Genomic DNA, 17,272 nt, shown 5'->3' on the forward strand with positions numbered 1-17,272 from the left:
ATTTTCCCAATTGAAACTAAAATGGTTAGAATATTATATATCGACATTTTGATGTCCTAAAGGTCTATTTCTAGCGTCACAATGGTTTGGTCCCGAGGAATGGTTTCTCCTTTTGCTTCCATCCAAGTAGCATTGTTTCTGTCAAAATACCTGATGATATGGGAAAACCTGAGCACTTCGTTTGCCTTTACCATTTCGGAAATATTTTTTTGGAAAAGCAGAGGTGAATCTGGATTTGGAAATTCCCTCAGTTCGCGAAGGTTGAATGCGGTATCCCACAGGATGGTGTTTTTGCCATCTTCCATGTTTTCAAGAGATAAAGTCAGTTGAAGAGAGGCTTTTGTACCGTCAAAAATTTCTTCACTGTAATCTTTAGCCTTTGCGACTCTAAAATCAATCTGATGATCCATTTGTTCTAATGGATATTGAGGTAAAAGATCATCTCCGGGACTACATGCCAATAAGGATGTAATGACGACAATAGGTAGAAAACGCAGGTTTTTCCTGTTTTTGGGGGATTTGTACCTTGTATTTAATTGAAGCGGGAGGGAATGTGTTTCCGGCGGATTTGAAAGACTTCCTAGGGTTTTTTCCCGAAAAATAGTTGGTTTCATTTTTTTAAGAATTATAGTTGGTTTAGAATTTTTTTTCCATCGAAATGGATAAAAATATTTCTTCAAATTTTGCTCCTAATTTTTAATAATCCGTTAATCAATAAGTTAAATCAAAAAACGGATTGATATATATGTGCGTTTATGAACAGATTGTTTCTGGATTGGAACAAATCAAACACATAAATAAATTTTTTATTAGAATTGATCTAAATAAATTTTGGATAAAAAACTGTCATTTCTTAATATTGTATTCTTATTTAAAATTAATCCAAATAAATACTATAGTTATAAAATGAAACTTGTTTTTTCGATAGTAAGTGCATTGTTAATAGGGATGAATGTCTCATTTGCCCAAAAGAATATGTTGAAAGGAAAGGTCTTGGATGAGACCAATCAGGCTGTTCCCGGTGTGGCTTTAATCTTAGAAGGTACAGTGAGAGGTGTACAATCTGATCTTTCAGGAAGCTACACGATGAGGGATATTCCTGAAGGTGATTATGTGCTCAAGGTTAACATGCTCGGCTATGAGGAAATCAAGCTTCCCTTTTCGATAAAAGATGCTGAAAACCGAGAACTGAACATTACCCTAAAGGAAGCGCCACTTTCTTTGGATGCGTTTGAATTTACTGTAAGCAGGGGAATCATGGGACAAGAACGGCTTCCTGAGGTCGACCGTTTTCGGATAAATGCCGGAAAGAAAAATGAGGTAATCCGGGTGGGAGAGATCAATGCCAATCTTGCTATGAACAATAGCCGTCAGATTTTTAGCCGGACGCCAGGAATTTCCATTTGGGAAAATGACGGTTCGGGCATACAGTTGGGAGTTGCAGCCCGAGGTTTAAATCCAAACAGGTCTTGGGAGTTTAATGTCAGGATGAACGGATATGACATTACCCCTGATCCTATGGGATATCCAGAGGCATATTTTACTCCTCCCATGGAAGTAGTGGAACAGATTGAAATTGTCAGGGGTGCGTCCTCTATTCAATATGGCTCGCAATTTGGAGGATTGATGAACTTCGTGATGCGTAAGCCTGATAAATCCAAGCGGTTTACTTTCGAAACATTAAACACTGTAGGGAGCAATGGACTTTTCAGTACTTTCAATTACCTGGGAGGTACCGAAGGTAAATGGAATTATACCGCTTATTATCAAAAGAGGGTAGGGAATAGCTGGCGAGACAACAGTTATTTCAATACTGACCATGCACATGTGGAAGTAAATTATGCCGCCAACAACCGCCTTTTGATCGGCCTCGAAATGACCTACATGACTACAGAAAGCCAACAACCTGGTGGTTTGACAGATGAGCAGTTCAATAGTGATCCAAGAAAAAGCACTCGTGAAAGGAATTGGTTCAGCACACCTTGGTTTATTCCTGCATTGACAGCGGAATATATCTTGACTGAAAATACCAAGCTGAGCTGGAAAGCTTTCGGGACTTTTGCGGAAAGGAATTCTGTGGGTTTTATGCGTCCCATCAACCAAGAGGATGATTTGGGAAACAGGCAGGTAGACAGGGATTTTTACACGACCTATGGATCTGAAGTAAGAATGATCACCGAGTATTCATTGTTTGGCAAATCAAATACCTTGGCAGCCGGACTGCGCTATTTCAATGGATTTATTGACAGAAAGCAATTAGGTACAGGTGACAATGGTACCGAAATGAACTTTGACCTTATAAGCGGAGGTGTTTTCAGAAGGGATTTTGATTTTACCAATATCAATCAAGCAGCATTTGCTGAGAATGTATTCAGGTTTTCAAACAAATGGCTTTTGACCACCGGGCTGAGGTATGAAAGGATTTCTTCCAACATGGAAGGGTTGTTTAATATCGTCAATGAGCAAGAGCAGATTTTGCTACCTCAAAACAGAACAAGGAATTTCCTTTTGGTAGGAATTGGTTCAGAGTATAAAATCACACCTTCCATGGAGTTTTATACTAATTTTTCCCAAGCATATAGGCCTGTTTTGATTTCTGACCTTACTCCGCCGGCCACTACTGATATTATCGATGAAAACCTGCAGGATTCAAGGGGTTTCAATTTTGATTTTGGATACCGAGGAGCAGTACAGAACTGGATGAAGTTTGATGTCGGGTATTTTTACCTGAACTATGCAGACAGGATTGGCACCATTGCACAACAGAATAATGATGGCACGATCAATCAGTTTAGGACTAACTTGGGCAACTCGGTAAGCCAAGGCTTTGAAGGATATGTGGAGTTTGACCCCGTGACAGCATTGACCAAAACGTCTAAGTTTGGTTACCTTCACCTTTTTGCATCACTTGCTTTTGTCGATGCGAGGTATGGTGATTTTGCTACGACTTCGGTTAGGGAAGGTGTTGTCGTCGAAGGCAATCTAAAAGGAAACAGGGTGGAAAATGCTCCCCGAAAAATCAACCGATACGGAGTGACCTACCGATACAACAGGTTTTCTGTAACCTGGCAGCTGAGCGATGTCGGAGATGCATTTTCTGATGCTTCCAACACCGTTGCGCCAAATGCTGCCTCTACCGTTGGACTGATTCCTGCCTACCGGGTACAGGACATTTCTGCCTCCATGGATATAAAGAGAAAGTATATCCTGAAGGCAGGAGTCAACAACCTAACCAATGAAATGTACTTTACCAGAAGAGCGGGAGGTTACCCGGGACCGGGAATTATGCCTGGGGAGGGCAGGACAATTTATTTCACCTTTGGATTGAAATTGTAATTTGTGAGCTATATTCAAAAAAGCCAGTCTCTAAGGACTGGCTTTTTTTTTATCTGATTCTTTACCTAGGGATATATGACTTTTTGATAAGCACTTTGGCTTAAAACCCCTGAAATGATTCTTAACAGATTCGCCTGTCAACTTTTTTTAGTAATTGCTAATCAATATATTAGGGATTATCCAAAAGCCACTTCTCTGCAAAATGAATAAACCCATTTCCTTTTTCCAAGCATTGCTGCTGTTTCTCTTTCTTTTTGGATGCAATCCAAATCCCAAAAACCAAGAAATAGAATCACCGACAGGATTTATCCTCAAGGAATCAGACCTCCCCGAATATGAAAGAGACATAGACCATAAAGGCCTCCTCACTGCATTGGGCGACAGGCATGATGAATCCATCAGGACCGGAGAACATATTTACAACAACATCTGCTTCAATTGCCATGGAAATCAGGAACAGGTGGGATCGATTCCTACCGCATTCAAATTTTGGGAAGATACCTTCAAAGTGGGGAAAGATCCCTATTCGATCTATCAGACCCTTACCCGAGGATATGGGTCCATGCCTCCCCAAGTCAATTTGACTCCGGTGGAAAAGTATGACATCATCAATTACTTGCGGGAAACATACCTCCAAAAAGACAGTTCGGAGCGGTATTTTGAAATCGATTCAACCTATTTGGGAGGCTTGCCCACGGGAACAACCACAGGTCCTGCCCCAAAGGAATTCAAACCCTGGGCTGAAATGGACTATGGCAACTTTCTGATCAATACCTATGAATTAGTTGGCCTGAATGCCCCTGAAAGAGAAAGGTCCTCAGGTCCTTCGCCACTTCCTGACGAAAACCTGATCAATGCCAATTATGCCTACAAAGGAATTGCCGTCAGACTCGATTCCGGAGAAGGTGGAGTGGCTGCAGGAAATGCCTGGATGATGTTTGACCATGACCTGATGAGGGTGGCAGGGGCTTGGACTGGAGAAGGTTTCATAGATTGGCAGGCTATCCTATTTAATGGAAGCCACAATATTTCCCCAAGAACCACAGGAGATTTACATTTTGAAAATCCCGTGGCACCTGCTTGGGCAAATCCAAATACCGGGAAATTTGATGATCCCAGGTTTACAGCGAGAGACAAAAGGAAGTTTGGACCATTGCCACGGGAGTGGGCGCATTACAAAGGATTGTACCAATACCGAGATAGGGTCATCATTTCCTACACAGTAGGGAATGCCAAAGTATTGGAGACATTCGGTTTGGAAACTTTGGATGAGCAACCTGTTTTAACCAGAACTTTGAACATTTCTCCTTCTGAAAAACTTCTGAAAATGAGAATTGCCCCTAGCGGGACATCTGTTGCACTCGTGGGTGAAGGTGCTGTTTTGAAAAATGAGGGAGGGTTTACTGTTATGGAACTTGTTCCTTCATCATCTTTGAAGATTAAAATCCTGATCGCCAAATCCGGAATGAATGGCCTTCAGCAATATGCCAAAACTTCAAATCCTCCTGAAGATCTGAATCTGCTGATCAAAGGCGGACCGGCGAGGTATCCACAAAAATTGACAACTTTAATCCAACAGGGAAGTCAAGAAGGGCCGTTCCAGATAGATATCATGAACCCTCCTTTTGACAGTCCTTGGAAGAATCAATTCAGGTTGAGCGGTCTTGACTTTTTCAAAGACCCCAACAAAGGTGTGATTTGTTCTACCGACGGAGATGTTTGGATGGTGGAAGGATTTACCAAAAATTCGGGGAAACTTTCTTGGCAACGTATTGCCTCAGGCATGTTTCAGCCATTAGGAATCAAAGTCATCAACGAGGAAATTTTTGTCACTTGCAGAGATCAGATTGTCAGACTGCATGATTTCAACGGAGACGGGGAAACCGACTTTTATGAAAGTTTCAACAATGACCATCAGGTCACGGACCATTTCCATGAATTTGCGATGGGGCTGCAGGCAGATGAAGAAGGGAATTTATATTATGCAAAAAGCGCGAGGCATGCAAGGGAGGCATTAGTGCCTCAGCACGGTACGTTGATCAAAGTAAATAAAGACGGTCTGAACACCGAGATCATTGCTACTGGATTCAGGGCTGCAAACGGCGTATGCCTCAATCCTGACGGCACTTTCATTGTGACTGATCAGGAAGGTCATTGGAATCCCATGAACAGGATCAATTGGGTGAAAAAAGGCGGATTCTATGGGAATATGTTTGGCTATAATCCACCTGCTGACAGCACTGAAGCAGGCATGGAACAACCTTTGGTATGGGTGGATAGAGAAAGAGACCAATCACCCTCCGAACTTTTGTGGGTAAATAGCAAAAAGTGGGGAGCGCTGAACGGGAAGCTGCTCAACTTCTCCTATGGCTATGGAAAAGTCTTTGTCGTCCCATATGAAACAATAGGGGAGCAAGTTCAGGGAGGTATCTATGAACTGCCGATACCGAGGTTTTCTACCGGCGTGATGCGTGGCCGATTCAATCCGGGCGATGAGCAACTTTACATGTGTGGCTTGTCGGCATGGGGTTCCACCCAACCACAGTTGGGAGGGCTTTACCGAATCCGAAGAGTAGATCAGCCAATGGTAATTCCTGTGGGAATCAAAGCTACTACCAAAGGGATTGAGTTAAGCTTTACAGATGAATTGGATGCACGAAGTGTCGCCGATACAGCCCACTTCACAGTGAAAACCTGGGATCTGTTGCGATCAAGAAAATATGGGTCTAAACACTACAATGAACAAACATTGTCAGTCACCAAAGCAGTATTGGGTAAAGACAAAAAATCAATCCAATTGACCATTCCAGATATCACACCCACTTGGGGAATGGAAATCCAATACCGGATCAAGGATGAAGATGGCAAAGACTTAAAAGGATTGATTCAGAATACGATCCATCAATTGGGAGGAAATTAACAATTCTTGTAAAAATACTTCTGCGTCAATCTCGCCTCGATTTCCTTGGCCGTCTTGGTGATAGACAATCCTCCGAGATTGGTACATCTCAGGGTATTGGGGATACTTTTTCCCACTTCATACATGGTCTCAATGACTTCATCCAAAGGAATGAGATGGTCATAATCTGCCAAGGCCATATTGGCACAGGAAAGCGCATTGGAGGCTGCCATCACATTTCTGTTGAGGCATGGAGCTTCTACCCTGTTCCCAATCGGGTCACAAATCATTCCCAAAGAACTCTGCAAAGCCATCGAAGCTGCAGAAATACTTTGGTTTAAATTGCCTCCGGCCAAATGGACAATCGCTGCTGCAGCCATTGTGGCACCCGAACCACACTCGGCCTGACAGCCTCCCACTTCTGCTGCAAAGGTGGAATGCGCCGCTATAAACACCCCGATTAAACCTGCAATCATTAAAGCTTGGACGGTTTCCTCATCAGAAAGCCCCAAAGAATCTGCAACCCCAAGAACTGCACCCGGCATCGCACCGCAGGAACCTGCGGTCGGGGCGGCGACGATCACGCCCATGGAACTTTTGACTTCCATGATCGCTGACACATACATGATGATCCGGTTCAGAACATCCCCGCTGATCAGTTTTCTGTCCTCCATCATGGATTTGAATTTCACAGATTGAGGACCCAAAATTCGGTCTTCGAATTGAGTTCCTTTCAAACCTGTTTCCACCGCATTTTTGAGGATAATGCGGATTTGTTCCATTTTGGCAAGCACTTCTGCTGAGGTAATATTGCCACGGATACTTTCATATCTGACTGCCAATTCCCAAAGACTCAAATTCTTGTCTTGGTTGTATGCCATCATTTCATCGCAGGTAATGAATGGTACGGTTTGGTTTTTTCCTGTAAGGACAGGAAGCACAGGCTTGATCTGTTTCACTTGGGAAACTCCTTCCATTGCCTTTATTTCCTCAATTAGGGTTTCATTCAAGAATGCAGATGATTTGATTGCTAAAAAATCCCCTTCGTCTGTTTGGATTTCAAGCTCTTCGAAGATACTGGATTGTTGTAAGTAGGTTTTCAGCTTTTGCTTATCGGTCGCGTAAATCAAGGTCAAAAAACAATCACCGGCCAAAGAAACCTTTGTCCCATCAATTTCGATCACTTCTATCATCCCTCCGCCTGTTGAAATGGCAATTACCTGATGGGTCTCCCAAGGATTGCTCAGGGTGATCTTGTAGGTATTGGGATGCTCGGCCTGTATGTCCTTGATCTCGATATTCACTTTGATCCCTGCTGCACCAAGGTGTATTTCGGAATGAACCAAGCGCTCGTCATAGGCTTCCCAACCCAAGAATCCACCAAACAAACCCATATCAGAACCTTGTTCTTTGTGTGTGGTCGCCAAGGAACCGTTTGGATCAAAATCAATCTGGATTTCAGAAATCCTGCCGTCCATCAAGTCATGGCAGATCCTTCCTATTCTCAAAGAAGCAGCACAATGAGAACTCGAAGGTCCCCTCATAACTGGTCCGATGACGTCATTAAAAATGCTTGGGTAGTTCATGGGATATTTCTTTCACGTTAATTTAATGAATTTAGGGAGTATTCATTAAATCGGTCAATATAATTTTGTCCCCGTATGTGTTGACTGCCAACAGTTTGTTACTCAAATTTCCAAATGAATCCTTCCAATCGAAGTTTATTACCCATTTCATCCAGTCACCATGAATGGTAATAACTTATCCAACCCTTACTTTTTCTTCTGCGCGGCCAGCCATTCCATGATGGTGACCGGTCGTCCGTTGAGTATGACTGGAGATCCGTCCAGATCCGTTCTGGCGGTATTGGCATGGGAATAAATCCAAGACCAATGTCCGTTGTAGCGGTAATTTTCTCCTCCATAAAATCCCGTGATGTCGGTGACATGGTCATAATAGGACAAAATCACATTTTTTGCACCGGCCTGTTTTAGTCTTTTGTATAGCGGAACGACTGTTTCCTCCGGTTTGGTGGTCCCATCATCTTTGGAATGGATAAACCACATCGGCACGTTTTTGATTTTTTGGACCTGAGCATCAGAGATAAATTCATTGGAATAAGCCAAAGCACTGATGTAAGCTGCGGCAAAATAATCAGGGTGCTCCAATATCAGTTTGAGAGACATATAGCCTCCATTGGAACAACCGCCTACATAGATCCTCTTTGGGTCGATACCGGGGTTTTTGGAAACATAATCCTGGATCAAAGCAAATACTGCTTCATTGTAAATGTCGTTGTCTTTTCCACGGGTCATTCCTTCCGCTGCCTGCATCCAAAATGTGGGCGCTTGGGGTACCAATACATATGCTCCACCAAAGAGGACCTGAATTTCAGGAGAAGCGTAATTGGCAGCTTTGTTACCAAGCAATGCAATGGTAGGGTCATTTCCTCCTTCACCCCCTCCATGCAGCCAAATGAGCAACGGGGCTTTTGCTGAGGGATTTTTAGGGGCAAAAGAAGCATAAGACAGGTTCAGTCCATTCTCATATTGGAATGTTTTGGTCAAATCAAATTGGTCCACCATGGGCATGACTTTTCCTATCGGTCTATTCCAGACATGCCCGGTTTTGGTATGGACAATGGTCATTTTGTAATCCACCCAATAATTGGAGCCGCGATTGTTGATTCTCGTATATTGAAAAGCCGAGCCTATTGGCATGACAGGACTAACCGCCAAAACCAAGGTGATGTACCCGCCTTCGCTCAGCCTGTTTCCATTTTCATCAGAAACATAGGCATATACTACATCCCTGTTTCCTGACGCGCTTTCATCCGGAATCTGCGCTCCTTCCAGACTCCGAGTTGCAAATACCTGATAGTTAGCAGCACTGGTTTCCTTGACGGTTTCATCCAAACTGAGAATGACTTTGTTGATGGCAGGACCCCAATCAAAGCCTTCGACCACCCATCTGTATTCACCGGGCGAAGTTGAGGCATTGATCTGTTTTTCATTGGCATGGGCAAGGGCTGTATTACTGGAAAAATGGACAAGTAAAGCGGCAAACAGGAGGAATAGAAAATATTTTTTCATAGCAGGTAAAATGGGTTTGGTTTGATCTGTAAAAGTTAAATCAAAGCAATGAGCTTGGACAGTGGATTTACAGGAATGGGAGGTTTGTGGATTTGATAAAAAAAAACCGGCAAGTTTCAAAAACCTGCCGGGTACAATTTTATTTAGAATGTTCCAATCTTCGTATCCATCCAATTGGCTCTTTGACTGAGAAAGTTTTGGAGGTCAAGGATGGATTGGTCGTAAGTTCGGTCCGCATTCACCTCCCATTTGGAATAATTTCTAACCACGGCTTTATTGTCTTGAAGGTATTTAGACGTGTCGGACACCAGTTTTTGGAGGTTTCCATTGCTTAGGGTGCTGCTTCTCAGACTTGTCCACCGGGATTTTACAGCTTCGCGGAATATTGGGTCTTCCATCAGCCTGTTCCACCAAAAAGGCATCATCCAAGCGTCTTGGTTGACATAGTTGTTGTAATTGATGACCCAATCGTCCATCGGAATCCTTCCTCCTTCGTCAAAACCAATATTGAAATCCCAAACCGGCCCCATAGCCAATTTTCCATCCCGGTCTTTGACCAAAAATGTACTGATGCGGTAGGCATCGACATTGCGGCCAAGTTCATTGATAAGGAAGTAGTCCACAAAACTTCCGATATCGATATAGTTGGCATATGTCCTTTCGCCTGCCCCAAAATCATCCTGGAGTAAGGCGGTTTCAAAATCGTCAAGATAGCCGGCGATATAAGACTTTTGGGCATCGGTGATGTCTTCCGCTTTTGGATACTCATACATGAAGTAGGTTTCCAAATAAAGGTTCGGGTGGTACGGTGAACCGAATGCCGGGAAAGTAATGGGATTTCTTAAGATATCATACGTACTGCGAAAGCTGTTTTGGGCAGTATATCGCGCATCATCATCCCAATTGTTGAGAAAATAGGAAAGCGGTTTTCCATCGTGTTCAGGGCCTGCATCAGCCTTGTCTATTTTGAGAATATAGCCTCCTGTGAGGTTGGTGGAGGAAGTATTGAGGGATTTGATGTCTATTCTTTTGCTGTCCCTTTTTACTTTTTCACAAAGGTAATATACGCCCATATACTCCCCATTCACCTCGATTTCGACAAATTTTCCCCTGCTTGCATATTTTCCAATCTGATTGGACAGTTCATAAGCAATGTGGTTGAACATCAGGCTTCTGTCCCAAATATACCTTTCGGGAATATTGACTACATGGCCGATAAGCCTCCAATCTTCCTCTTCCGGAAGACCAAGGATTGAGACATCCTCTCCTTCTCCGGCATCGTCTACAGTTTCAAAGTTGAATGCCTTTTTGTCTGAGAGGCGAAAGGATGTCTTGCCTCGGTATTCGATATCAATGAGTTGGGTTTGGATCAGTTTTTTCTCTTGATAGATTTTCATTTGACCCTGCACCCCCGGTTCATAGGGAATCGAAGCACCGCGGGTGTCGATCACCACATAGGGGATTTCGCTGTCTTGGGTGTCGATGGCAAATACCTGCCCATCATCTCCTTTTGGAATAAGAACTTCTAAAGGTTCCTTACAACCTGTCCATATAAACAAACTGACAATTCCAATCCAAAAAATGTTTCTTACTGTACCTTGCATATTTTTTTATTTTTGGTAAACAAAATTAGTTGAAATTTACGGATTGCCATAGACTTAAGTTTTATTCAAGGCTTTGCCTGCAACAATCCCTTTGGATGGCAGTTTGGATAATGACGCAAAGATGTCGCATGCTTGGCGTTTTGGAACAGGATTATAAACAAGATATTTGACCGTGAATCCAGAAGAAAAAATCAAATCCCTGAGGCTTGCCAAAGGACTTACGCAGCAGGAACTTTCAGACCAAAGCGGCATTTCCCTGCGGACCATCCAAAGAATAGAAAACGGGGAAGTCAAACCAAGCCTTTATTCTTTGAAGAAACTTTCCGAGGTACTGGAAGTGGATTTGGTTGGTTTTTTTAAGGATTCTGAAAAAGAAACCTTTGTTCCAAATTCTAAACATTCCAAAACCATGAACGGCTTATTTTCCTCTTTTACTCTGTACAGAATTCCCCTGTTAGGATCGCTTTCGCTTGTCGGATTGTCTATTTTGACATTCTTATTTTGGCCAAATAGTAGACCAAATGAAAGTCAAGAATCCCAAAATTATGCCTTTGAAGTAGCCACAGTGAATTGCGGTTCTGAGACCGAGTGCGATATTGAAGTCACCAAGAAAGATCACGGAGGAAATATCCTCTGGCAAAAAACCTACGGTGGCACAAGCTATGACAAAGCATCCCAAATCCTTCCTACCGAAGACGGCGGTTGCTTGGTATTGGGTTCCACAAGCTCATTCGGGGCCGGTAATTATGATGTTTTACTTTTGAATATTGATGGTTCAGGTCAGTTGGTTTGGCAAAAGACCTACGGAGGATTTTTCAATGAATACGGAGAAAAGCTGAAATCAACCTCCGACCACAATGGCTATGTAATTGAAGGAACCAAACAAACTTGTCCCGGGGCAAATGTATCTGCAGATTGCAGAGATTTTATCTGGACTTTTGAGATAAACAATCAGGGAGATGAAAATGGGATAAAGACTTTAGGTGATAAATTTGATTGATCAAATCCACCATAAATCCTGAGCCAAGGCAATCTTCAGCTCTATTTCTTTTTTTCAGGATGGAAATAATTAACTTGGAATACCCAAAATAATTCCTCCATCCTATGAAAAAACTAGCCTGTTTTTTAATTCTGAGTACCTTGTTGGTTGCATGTTCCCAAACTGACTCTTCTCAGGAATCTACCGTAAAATCCCATTATCTTGTCAACCGCGCACCATTGGAGCCCACCCCTTACCTTGAACTGCCCCTCGGAAGTATCAAGGCCGAAGGATGGCTGCAGGACCAACTTCAGCGCATGGCCAAAGGACTGACCGGACACCTGGACGAGGTTTACCCCGAGGTGGTAGGTGCGCGCAATGGATGGCTTGGCGGAGATGGAGATGGATGGGAACGGGGTCCCTATTGGATAGATGGTCTGTTGCCTTTGGCCTATATCCTCGATGATGAGCGCCTCAAGGAAAAAGCACAAACCTGGATTGAGTGGACGCTGAACAATCAGGCGGAATCCGGCTACCTTGGACCAATTCCTTTTGAGACCGAACCGGAAACCGAAAAAGGAATCCAAAAAGGGCCAAGGGAGGATTGGTGGCCGAAAATGGTCATGCTCAAAGTCCTGCAGCAATACTATCAGGCTACAGGCGATGAACGGGTAATTGCTGCTTTGACCAAATATTTCCAATACCAATTAAAAACCCTTCCCGAAAAACCGCTGGATTACCTTTCCCTTTGGGCAAACCGCAGGGCAGGGGATAACCTAATGGTCGTCTATTGGCTGTATAATATCACCGGAGATGCATTCCTGTTGGAATTGGGGGATTTGATTCAGGAACAGACTTTTCCTTGGCAGCAGATTTTTACCAATGCGGAAAATGCTGTCCAATATCAAGATGTCTGGCATTACAATAAAATCAAGCGCTTTCCTTTTGATCGGGAAGAAATCGGGAACCTGACCCTGTCAAAAGTCCCCGGACTGCATACTGTCAATGTCGCCCAAAGCCTCAAGCAGCCGATGGTTTATTTCCAAAAAAGCAAAGACTCCCAAGCCTTGCCTGCTGTCAAAAAAGCACTTCAAGACCTGCAGCAATATCACGGGCAGGCACAGGGAATGTATGGAGGCGATGAGCCCCTTCACGGAAATAATCCTGTTCAGGGAGTTGAGTTGTGCTCCATCGCCGAAGAAATGTTTTCTCTGGAAACCATTCTCAAGATAACCGGCGACATGGAATTCGCAGACCTGCTGGAAAAAATCACTTACAACGCCCTCCCGACACAGGTTTCGGATGATTACCAGACAAGGCAATATTTTCAGGCAGCTAATCAAGTGGAACTCACCGATCAGCTTGAAACTTCCTTTGAGAAAACCAATCACGAGGGGACGGATTTTGTGTTTGGGGTGCTCTCGGGTTATCCTTGCTGCACGACCAACATGCACCAGTCTTGGCCAAAATTTGTACAGAATCTATTCTATGCGACGCCGGATGGAGGAGTGGCTGCTTTGCTATATGCCCCGAGCAGCGTAGAAATGACCGTTGGCCACGGAGCCACGCTCAAAATCAAAGAAACCACCGGATTTCCTTTTCGTGAAACCACCCATTTCGAAATGGAGCTTTCGGAAGATGCGTTATTCCCTTTTCACCTCAGGATTCCGGATTGGTCCCAAAATCCCAAAATTGAAATCAACGGTACCGAGGAGAAATTTGAAGTTATCGGTCAAGTGGCTGTGCTGAAGCGGACCTGGAAGAGTGGTGACAAGGTTACTTTGACCCTGCCCATGGAATTGACGTACTCTACTTGGTATCGGGACTTGGTGTCTATTGAAAGAGGACCTTTGGTATTCAGTTTGAAAATCGAATCTGAAAATAAAATCAAAGACAGAAAAGACCGCTTCCGTGCCTTTTGGGAAGTTTTTCCGAAAAGTGATTGGAATTTTGCCCTTGAAGCCAACACCCTTTCGAATCTGAGCAGCAATATCGAAATCTTCGAAAATGACTGGAAAGGGGAATTTCCATGGAATCTGGAAAACGCGCCTATCGAGCTGAGATTAAAAGGTGTTCATATACCGGAATGGAGAACTGTCAAGAGTGCGCCACAACTCCCTGAAAACCTTCCCAAAAGCATGTCTTTGAATGAAGTAACCCTAAGGCAAAAGGATATTACCCTTGTTCCTTATGGCTGCACGACGCTCAGGATCACAGAATTTCCGGTCGTCAAAGTGGAATGAACCGCCGGATAATTGGTTTTTGATTAGCCAACTATCGTCCTGAAGGTCAGGTTCACCCTTGGCCTTTTGACCATTTTGGTGGGAGGAAGGCGGTGGAGCCAATGCGTTTGAGTTTTACCTGCCATCACGAGCAGGCTTCCGTGTTCGAGAACCAATTCCACTTTCTCGGCGGTTTCTTTGTGTTTGAAGGCAAATTTCCGCTCGGCGCCGAAACTTACCGAACCGATCGCGCCGTCTTTTTTGAGGTCTGTTTCCCCGTCGCTGTGCCATGCCATGCCTTCCTCTCCGGTATGGTAGAGGTTGAGCAGGCAGGAATTGAATGTTTCCCCTGTTTCCTTTTCGATGGCTTCTTTAAGCGTCAGCAGTTCCTTGGTCCATGGCAGGGCTGTCTTGGTCGCATTCGAGTAAGTATACTCAAACTCCCTATCGCCGTACCAGGCGACTTTACGCTTGGTGATGATCTTTTTGCCAAAAATATGTGCCTCGTCATTTTTCCACTCTATCGTATTCAGGAGAACCTCATAGTAAAAATCTGCTTCTTTGGGATTGAAAATTTTCCCGTAATAATTGACGATCCCATCTTTGGGGAGAAGGTTTTTGGTTGGGTTGGTACTTGGTTCGAAGAGGTTAAGATTCATGGCAGCAAGTTGGGGATAAAAAATTATAATGGTAAAACAATCCTTAAGGTTTTGGATTGAGCCATGTTTTTTAATTCCAATATCGGAGTTGGGTTTTAAAATTTGGATATCCATACTTTCTTATGATCATAACTATTTTTAAAATTTTCTATCTAATACAAAATCTTATAGGTTTGAGGTGGGGAGGAATGACGGCGGACCGGGCCGGCTCGGGCCTTGTGCGTGGATAAGGGATTAAAACGCGAGTTTTAATAGCCTGATTGTGCGGTAGGCCGTCTTGACTTTTTTGGCTACTTTTTTTGTCAAGCAAAAAAGTAGCTGTAAAAAATAGGATCGATTCCCATATCGAACTAAGAATGTTTTTAAAGTTTATTCTATTAAAGTATATAGTAAAGATTTTCAACTATGAAAATCTGAAATAAAAAATCCAATCTACACTTGTAGATTTAAAATTAATATCTACATTTGTAGATATCGAACTTAAATCTAGACAATGAAACTTTCCCCAACTGAAGAAGAACTCATGAACCATCTTTGGAGCCTTAAAAAGGCTTTCATGAAAGACCTTTTGGATGCTTATCCAGAACCAAAACCCGCATCAACGACAATCTCCACTTTGCTAAAACGGATGCAGGAAAAGGAATTTGTGGCCTACAAGGCATTTGGAAATTCACGGGAATATTATCCTTTGGTGACCAAAGAAAATTATTTCTCCAAGCACATCAATGCCTTGATAAAAAACTTCTTCAATGATTCACCGGCTCAGTTTGCCTCTTTTTTTACAAAAAAGACCCAACTCAGCGATGAGGAACTCATCGAAATCAAAGCCGATATTGACAACCTCCTAAATAAAAAATAATGGCACTTTACTTCATCAAATCCGCGGTCTGCCTACTTCTCCTTCTGTTGTTTCACCGTTTGGTGTTGCAGAAAGAGGCCATGTATCATTTCAACAGGTTTTACCTCCTGTTTTCAGTGGTGGTGTCATTCCTGATACCTTTAAATACCATTGAAGTTGCTGTTACACAGCCGCTGTTTGAACCTGAAGTGCCAACCGAGTTTGTACCTGCCGTGGAAAGTGTGGAAATGCAGCTTACCGTTTCCCAAGCCGAAAAAAGCTTCAATTGGAAGCTGGTCCTGACCCTTTTTTATGGATTGATCACATTTGCATTGTTGGTCCGGTTTATAAGGAACATCCACATTTTATTTGAAAAAGTAAACCGGAATGTTTTGATCAAATACCGTGGGGAAAACCTCGTGATGCTCCATGAAGATTGCCCTCCTTTTTCTTTTTTGAAATATATTTTTGTCTCCCATACAGATTTTGAAAGCGGAAAATTTACGGATGCGATACTGATTCATGAGTCCACCCATGTGCAGGAAAAGCACAGTTGGGATAACCTTTTGGTCGAATTTCTTTTGATTTTCTTTTGGTTTCACCCGGGATTGTATTGGGCCAAGACCGCCATCAAATTGAACCATGAATTTATAGCTGACCAAGCTGCATTGAAAATTATTCCTGTAGAAAAATATAAACTTGAGCTATTGTCTATGGTTTTGACGGGACAAAATTTTGGATTGGCAAGTAGTTTGAATTTTTCACTCACCAAAAAAAGACTGGAAATGATGAAACAAAAAACCACAAATTCGATGAGATGGCTCAAAATTATGGCCGTTCTTCCCGTACTCGGGGCATTGGTTTATTTCGTCAGCGAACGGGTCATTGCCCATAACGATGAAGAAATGCCCAGAACAACGAACTATCTTGATCTAGGAGAGGATAAAAGAGATGATGTTGACATTCACTTAAATTTTATCGAAAGCGATGTAGTATCAGTTGATAACAAGACCTACCAATTGGCCCAGACTAGTGAGATTCTCCAACAGGTTCCCAAAAAGGAAAATGGCCTTGTTGCGAGAGTATCAATAAACCAAGGCATATCTACCGGAGATGTTTTTGATTTACAGATGGCGCTTTTTGAAAATGGTGTAACACACGTAGAATTGATTAGAGCTGAGGAAAAAACGGTTATTTCCGACTCAGTTCCATCAGGTAAAAAAGATTTGTATTACCAACACACCACCTTTTACATTCAAGATAAAAAAGGAAACAAAACTCAGAAATTCTATTCCGATCTTAGTGAATCTGAAAAAGCCAGATTACCAGAACCACCCCCTGCACCAAAAAAAGCAAATCCATCTTCCGAGACTTTTGAAGGTTGGAAAGATTCCAAGATGTTCGCAATTTGGTTAGACGGAATCCACATTCCAAACTCTAAATTGGATGAAATGAATGCTTCACAAATTGTACATTTTTTTTCAAGTAAAATTTATAAAAATGCCCTTTCAGAAAGGTTTCCACAGGATTACCAAGTATATCTATATACGGATGAAGGGTTCGATAAGGCTTTTGGTCCTAATTCTGATTTACCCATAAAACCTTTGGGAGGGTACACAATTTTGTATACTTATGATTAGATT

11 protein-coding genes are annotated in these 17,272 nt (G+C 42.8%); 6 read left to right on the forward strand and 5 right to left on the reverse strand.

The features are described 5' to 3' along the window. Positions 1-56: 56 nt before the first annotated feature. Positions 57-614 carry a hypothetical protein gene (locus NU887_RS17165; protein ID WP_258424612.1) on the reverse strand — a complete coding sequence of 186 codons (558 nt, stop codon included), beginning with the start codon at positions 612-614 and terminating at the stop codon, positions 57-59. 292 nt (positions 615-906) lie between these two features. Here NU887_RS17165 and NU887_RS17170 point away from each other — a divergent pair, with 292 nt between their 5' ends. Together NU887_RS17170 and NU887_RS17175 are read left to right on the forward strand one after the other, a co-directional pair. Beyond that, positions 907-3,336 (forward strand): TonB-dependent receptor, encoded by a 2,430-nt coding sequence (locus NU887_RS17170; RefSeq protein ID WP_258424613.1) that lies wholly within the window; start codon positions 907-909, stop codon positions 3,334-3,336. Between the two features lie 202 nt (positions 3,337-3,538). After that, positions 3,539-6,256, forward strand: coding sequence for a DUF6797 domain-containing protein (locus tag NU887_RS17175; protein ID WP_258424614.1), 2,718 nt, complete (start codon positions 3,539-3,541; stop codon positions 6,254-6,256). Here the strand turns inward: NU887_RS17175 and NU887_RS17180 are convergent. From NU887_RS17180 to NU887_RS17190, 3 genes are all read right to left on the reverse strand, one after another. After that, on the reverse strand, positions 6,253-7,821 hold the full coding sequence (locus NU887_RS17180) for an L-serine ammonia-lyase, iron-sulfur-dependent, subunit alpha (RefSeq protein WP_258424615.1): 1,569 nt from the start codon (positions 7,819-7,821) through the stop codon (positions 6,253-6,255). The two genes, NU887_RS17175 and NU887_RS17180, sit on opposite strands and share 4 nt — an antisense overlap. 186 nt (positions 7,822-8,007) lie before the next feature. Beyond that, entirely contained in the window at positions 8,008-9,327 is a 1,320-nt protein-coding gene (locus NU887_RS17185) for a prolyl oligopeptidase family serine peptidase (RefSeq protein WP_258424616.1), read from the reverse strand. Between the two features lie 143 nt (positions 9,328-9,470). Beyond that, a complete protein-coding gene (locus NU887_RS17190; protein ID WP_258424617.1) occupies positions 9,471-10,931 on the reverse strand; it encodes a CotH kinase family protein in 1,461 nt (486 codons plus the stop codon). Between the two features lie 172 nt (positions 10,932-11,103). Between NU887_RS17190 and NU887_RS17195 the strand changes: the two genes are divergently transcribed. Together NU887_RS17195 and NU887_RS17200 are read left to right on the forward strand one after the other, a co-directional pair. Next, on the forward strand, positions 11,104-11,931 hold the full coding sequence (locus NU887_RS17195; protein ID WP_258424618.1) for a helix-turn-helix domain-containing protein: 828 nt from the start codon (positions 11,104-11,106) through the stop codon (positions 11,929-11,931). A gap of 104 nt (positions 11,932-12,035) precedes the next feature. Further along, the gene (locus tag NU887_RS17200) at positions 12,036-14,153 is read left to right on the forward strand and encodes a glycoside hydrolase family 127 protein (protein WP_258424619.1); all 2,118 of its coding nucleotides are present in this window, start codon (positions 12,036-12,038) and stop codon (positions 14,151-14,153) included. Positions 14,154-14,176: 23 nt separating this feature from the next. Here the strand turns inward: NU887_RS17200 and NU887_RS17205 are convergent, their stop codons facing one another. After that, on the reverse strand, positions 14,177-14,791 hold the full coding sequence (locus NU887_RS17205; RefSeq protein ID WP_258424620.1) for an alpha-ketoglutarate-dependent dioxygenase AlkB family protein: 615 nt from the start codon (positions 14,789-14,791) through the stop codon (positions 14,177-14,179). A gap of 493 nt (positions 14,792-15,284) precedes the next feature. On the opposite strand from NU887_RS17205, the gene NU887_RS17210 reads away from it, so the two are divergent. Together NU887_RS17210 and NU887_RS17215 are read left to right on the forward strand one after the other, a co-directional pair. Further along, positions 15,285-15,650: a BlaI/MecI/CopY family transcriptional regulator gene (locus NU887_RS17210; protein ID WP_258424621.1), complete on the forward strand. Its 366-nt coding sequence runs from the start codon at positions 15,285-15,287 to the stop codon at positions 15,648-15,650. Beyond that, complete coding sequence (locus NU887_RS17215; RefSeq protein ID WP_258424622.1) at positions 15,650-17,269, forward strand: M56 family metallopeptidase; 1,620 nt, start codon at positions 15,650-15,652, stop codon at positions 17,267-17,269. Before NU887_RS17210 ends, NU887_RS17215 begins: the two co-directional genes overlap by 1 nt. The last annotated feature ends 3 nt before the right edge of the window (positions 17,270-17,272 follow it).

The organism is Aquiflexum gelatinilyticum (assembly GCF_024741135.1).
In the GTDB taxonomy this organism is placed as follows: Bacteria; Bacteroidota; Bacteroidia; order Cytophagales; family Cyclobacteriaceae; genus Cognataquiflexum; species Cognataquiflexum gelatinilyticum.